The following is a 4,953-nucleotide window of genomic DNA, read 5'->3' as shown; positions in this document are numbered from 1 at the left end:
GAGAATGTGGGCGGAAAATGGGGAATGGTGGGATTTGTTCCCAATGTATTCCTTTCATTATTGGCTCAACGTGGTATTGATAAGTCTATTATCAAAAAATTATGTGTTGAGAATCCAGCCAATTTATTGGCTTAAATCTGAAGTGACTAAATAAAAATAAACATACCCCTTGAAGTCAATTTAGCGGCACCTTAATAAAAGTGCCGCTTTTTTATGTCTCAGAGAGAAAGATCCATTGATATATTAGCGTAAATGGTAATTTTCAATATAACGTAATGAATGTGTTGAGCCATTAATGACTAAAGAGTGTGTTTGTAAATATTGAGCTTGTTGATTAACACCAGCTAAGAAATCACCTTTGGTAATTGCGGTTGCTGCAAACATAACATCTTGATTACGTACTAATGTGTCTAATGACAATTTAATATTTACATCAGTACCCATTTGATGACAACGAGCAATTTCAGAAACAGCATATTCTCTATTTTCTGCACTATTTCCTTTTGCAATATCACGAGTAATTAAACGTGCTTGCATATCACCACCTAATGCCTTAGCAATAGCTGCACTAATTACACCTTCAGGTGCTCCACCAATGCCATACATAACATCAATACTGTTGTTTGGTATCGTGGCATATAAAGAGGCTAAAACATCACCATCAGGTAGTGTAATAACATTAACGCCTTTCGTGCGTAGATCTTTTATAATATCGTGGTGACGCGGTTTATCTAAAATAGCGAGAGTTAACTGCTCAAGAGATTTATTTAATGTCTGTGCGATAGCATCAAGGTTATATTCGAGGCAATGGTTAAGATCAATCACACCGGCAGCTTGCTTACCAACCACTAATTTTTCCATATACATATCGGGAGCTTGTAAAAAACTGCCTTCAAAGCCAGCGGCTAAAATAGCTAGAGAATTGTTTTCACCCATGGCGACCATACGAGTGCCGTCAATTGGATCAACCGCAATTTCTATTTTATCACCTTTCCCATTACCCACTTTTTCGCCAATATAGAGCATCGGCGCTTCATCTATTTCACCTTCACCAATGACGATTTCACCATTGATATTCAGGCTATTTAAACGCTCACGCATGGCACTAACAGCAGCATCATCTGCTGCATTTTTATTTTGTTTTCCAATCCAAGGCATTGCTGCAATAGCTGCGGCTTCTGTTACAGAAGCGATAGCATTAGTTAATTCGTCATTTAATTTCATATTATGAATGTGTTTTGCTATATAAAGGAAGATTAAGATAGGTTACTGATCATACCTTTTTTTTTTAAAAATTATGTGCTAGGTTTAAATCAAGAGTTCTCAAAATAGGTTATTTAGGAATAAAACTAAGATAAATTAGTAAAAAATTAAAGTATAACTAAGGGTTAGAGATTAAAATCAAGTGACGCTTAACGCAAAAGGATTAGATTTATGGACGACTTTTTGGCGCTCGTTGTTATAATATTTGTTGTGGTATCTTTGTATTGGCAATACCAACGCTTATACAAATAGCAACTCATTGTTGCGTCGAATTAAATGGCTTGAAGAAAAGCTTACTGAGCAACAAGAGAAATTATTTAAGCTATTAAATAAAGACAGTACTGTGGATATTCGCACAGAACTTGACGCTCAGAAAGGCGAAGTTAAGGATGTATCTCGTGATATAAAAAAAAGATCCCTCAACCAACCGGTTCACCAGCTTCAACTTATCAATCCAAAACAGTTGAACCTATTAACACAATAGAACATGTGCAAAATAAGGTTGAGAATAAAAATGTGCCGGTATATCAACGTGCACAAGTATCACAAGAAACGGCAGTTAATAAAGATTCCCCTAAAAAAGAAAATGCTGTTGTTCAATCTCCTATGGTTAATGATATTAACCTTGAAAACAAACAGTCTAATAAGCCAGAAATATCAACAGCCCCTACGCCTAAAGAGGTTGAGCCTTATCGACCTAAGGTAGCAACAAGTCGTTTTGCTCATCATTACCAAAAAGAGGCAAAACAAACATATGTTAAATCAACATCTGATCAGCTTGTAGAGAATAGAGCGAATGGGGCAAGTGCAAACCTTGTGGGATCGGAAACAGATTATTTAGGGGATGCAACGCCTCAAGCAAATAGACCTGCATCGCAATATCGGCCTAATTTAAATTCTCGTCCAAAACGTCAACAAAAATCGATTTTGGGACTTATTTGGAATTGGGTGGTAACCGGTAATCCGCTGGCTAAAATAGGGATGTTATTACTCTTTTTTGGTCTGTCATATTTACTTAAATACAGTATTGAGAATGAGCTAATCTCAGCATCAACACGTTTAATGATGGCAGGAACAGGATGTTTAGCCTTATTAGGTATTGGCTGGTGGCTTAGAAAGAAAAATCTGATATATGCATTAATTTTACAAGGTGGTGGCATTGGTGGGTTTTACATTACTATTTTTGCGGCCACTAAAATTTATGACTTTATTCCTATTGGCATCGCTTTAGCCATAATGGTTTTTTGTTTGTATTGTCAGTGTAATTTTAGCCGTTCTTCATCGAGCAATTAGCTTAGCAGTGTTAGCCTCGCTAGGAGGGTATTTAGCACCTGTTTTATTGTCCACAGGAAGTGGCAATTATATTGCGTTATTTAGTTATTATCTTATTCTTTCAATCGGCATTCTTATTATTAGTCATTGGCAAGTTTGGCGTTTATTAAATCTTATTGGATTTGCTTTTACTTTTGGTATTGGTTTTATATGGGCAATACCAAATTACACTCATGCAGATTATTTACCTTGTCAGCTATTTTTAATTGCAAATTGGTTGATTTTGGATGTTGCAACGGAACTATCAACACTAAAAATAAACTGAAACTTAATATTCCTTTGATGCAACATTACTATTCGGTACGCCATTAATTGGTTTTATTTCCAACATCGGTTAGCTTCAGAATGGCAATATGGTGTTGCTATTGCTTCATCACTTTATGGGTTAGCTTATTTTGCACTAAGTTGGTTTGCGCTTAAGCGTTATCGTGAAGAGGGTAAATTACTGGCAATTGCCTTCTTTATGCTCTCGGTTACCTTTGCCACTTTAGCCGTACCATTTGCATTCTCTGCTGAATGGACATCGATTGTATGGGCAATTGAAGGGGTAATGATCCTTGCATTTTCTGTTTTACAGCAACAAAAGAAACCAGCTATTGCAGGGACTATTTTAGTTGCTGTTTCTTTTGTTTTATTAGTTAACATGCCTATTATCTCATTAGGTGATTGGCTAATGCTTGTGACACAAGTCATCGTTGTATTTGCTGTCGGAGTATTGTGGTATCAAGCTCGATTTACTCATCTTGATAATCGAGCTATTGGATATGTAACATTATTTATCGCCGCTGTAAGTTGGGGATATAGCGTTTTACTTTTACAAGAATATGGCGAAAATTGGCTCTCTCCAGAAGTAAAATCTATTACCTTTGCTTATATTCTGATGAGTTGTTGGGGCATGTTTTTTGCAGGGAAGAAAACCCAATTTTCTGAGTTGGCAAGTTGCTCTATTTTATTATGGCCGATATCAGCACTTATTATGTTGGTGTACATCTATATTGCAGATTCGTTAATTAATAATTGGTTCAGTGCAATTATCTGGATCACAATTTTTGTGAGTGGTTTCTACTTGCTTAAAGTAAATACGTTATTATCCAAACAAAGGATAAATAAAGCATTGATCCACTGTATGCATCTTATCTTTATTGGGCTTATTCTTATTTACTGAAATTATTTGGCTTTATGGATGCTACGTACCTTTATGTGAGTTTTACATTTTTGCTAGTGTTATTTTTTGCTATAAGCTTATTTATTGCAATAAGCTATTTGCTAGCAATGAAAATTAATTGGATAAAAGAGTATCAAAATGCTTATTGGATAGTTACTTTACCTATTTTTAGGTCTACTGGCTCTTTCGATTAATTTTTTGTTCAACTTTAATGCTGGAACTGAAAGTGGAGTTAAATTTATTCCATTATTTAATTTAATGGATCTAATGGGTATTGTTGGAATTTGGGTTGGTTATAAATTTATTTCATTAATAAAACAATCACCTAAATATCAAGCATTATTGAAAAATAACGTAGCCATATTTAATTACATTATCCCTGCTGCAATTTTTTGGTGGGCAAACGGTATATTATTAAGAGGATTAGTCTTTGCAACAGATATTGATTGGTCGAGTTATGCAATAATTAATTCTAAAGTTATTCAAACAGTATTAGCTATTGTTTGGGCAATTACTGCGTTGGTAACTATGGTGATGGCGACACGTAAGAAGTCACGTTCACAATGGTTTATTGGTGGGGGATTGTTAGCTGTGGTTATCGCTAAACTTTTCTTAATTGATACATCATTAAGTAGTGGATTGCTCAGAGCATTGGCCTTTATTGGTGTTGCAATACTGATTTTATTAATCGGGTATTTCTCACCATTACCACCGAAAAAACAAAGTCATAATACAGGTGTGTAGATAATATTTATGCTTGTATTATGTTTATTTTATAAATTAAATCATGCATATAATCTTAAGTGATTAATGCATGATTTAATGGAAAGGAGAACGAGAATGCATCAAGGTCAATGTTTATGCGGTAAAGTTAAATTATCCACAGCACAAGATATTTCTGAGATCAGTGTTTGTCATTGCAGTATGTGTTTACGTTGGAATGGTGGCCCTGGTTTTTCAATTGATTGTAAATCAGATTTGAAGATTGATGGTGAAGAAAATATAACACGCTATGATTCATCTCTACGGGGAGAACGAGCATTTTGTAATCAATGTGGCTCTCATCTTTTTTTATCATCTAAAAAGAAAGTCAGACTTATTATGTATCAGCTGGGTTATTCCCTGATGCGAAAGATAGCAAACTGACAATGCAAATTTATATAGATAGCAAGCCTCATTATTATAATTTTGTA

At 34.9% G+C, this 4,953-nt stretch carries 5 protein-coding genes and 2 pseudogenes; 6 read left to right on the top strand and 1 reads right to left on the bottom strand.

Annotated features, from left to right (window positions below; genetic code table 11):
- Nucleotides 1–135, top strand: a pseudogene (locus BHE89_RS09570) (phosphotriesterase-related protein); the annotation flags it as partial.
- 108 nt (nt 136–243) lie between these two features.
- Here the strand turns inward: BHE89_RS09570 and glpX are convergent.
- A complete protein-coding gene (gene glpX / locus BHE89_RS09565) occupies nt 244–1,224 on the bottom strand; it encodes a class II fructose-bisphosphatase (RefSeq protein WP_069368942.1) in 981 nt (326 codons plus the stop codon).
- Between the two features lie 301 nt (nt 1,225–1,525).
- On the opposite strand from glpX, the gene BHE89_RS09560 reads away from it, so the two are divergent.
- The 5 genes and pseudogenes from BHE89_RS09560 to BHE89_RS09535 all read left to right on the top strand — a co-directional run bounded on the left by BHE89_RS09560 (nt 1,526) and on the right by BHE89_RS09535 (nt 4,906).
- A complete protein-coding gene (locus BHE89_RS09560; RefSeq protein WP_128860435.1) occupies nt 1,526–1,747 on the top strand; it encodes a hypothetical protein in 222 nt (73 codons plus the stop codon).
- Between the two features lie 5 nt (nt 1,748–1,752).
- Nucleotides 1,753–2,556 (top strand): DUF2339 domain-containing protein, encoded by an 804-nt coding sequence (locus BHE89_RS09555; RefSeq protein WP_216081000.1) that lies wholly within the window; start codon nt 1,753–1,755, stop codon nt 2,554–2,556.
- Nucleotides 2,557–2,563: 7 nt separating this feature from the next.
- Nucleotides 2,564–3,760 (top strand): annotated as a pseudogene (locus BHE89_RS09545) (DUF2339 domain-containing protein).
- Nucleotides 3,761–3,937: 177 nt separating this feature from the next.
- Nucleotides 3,938–4,504 (top strand): DUF2339 domain-containing protein, encoded by a 567-nt coding sequence (locus BHE89_RS09540; RefSeq protein ID WP_128860431.1) that lies wholly within the window; start codon nt 3,938–3,940, stop codon nt 4,502–4,504.
- Between the two features lie 96 nt (nt 4,505–4,600).
- Nucleotides 4,601–4,906, top strand: a complete 306-nt coding sequence (locus BHE89_RS09535; protein ID WP_286146034.1) for a GFA family protein — start codon at nt 4,601–4,603, stop codon at nt 4,904–4,906.
- The last annotated feature ends 47 nt before the right edge of the window (nt 4,907–4,953 follow it).

This window comes from Shigella sp. FC1967, from assembly GCF_001743005.1.
Taxonomy (GTDB): domain Bacteria; phylum Pseudomonadota; class Gammaproteobacteria; order Enterobacterales; family Enterobacteriaceae; genus Proteus.
Note: the sequence above shows the minus strand (reverse complement) of the source record. Positions and strands in the feature narration are given on the sequence as shown.

What these genes read in the sequence shown, in the direction of transcription:
- glpX (WP_069368942.1), bottom strand. Translation starts at nt 1,224, where the DNA reads ATGAAATTAAATGACGAATTAACTAATGCTATCGCTTCTGTAACAGAA.
- BHE89_RS09535 (WP_286146034.1), top strand. Translation starts at nt 4,601, where the DNA reads ATGCATCAAGGTCAATGTTTATGCGGTAAAGTTAAATTATCCACAGCA.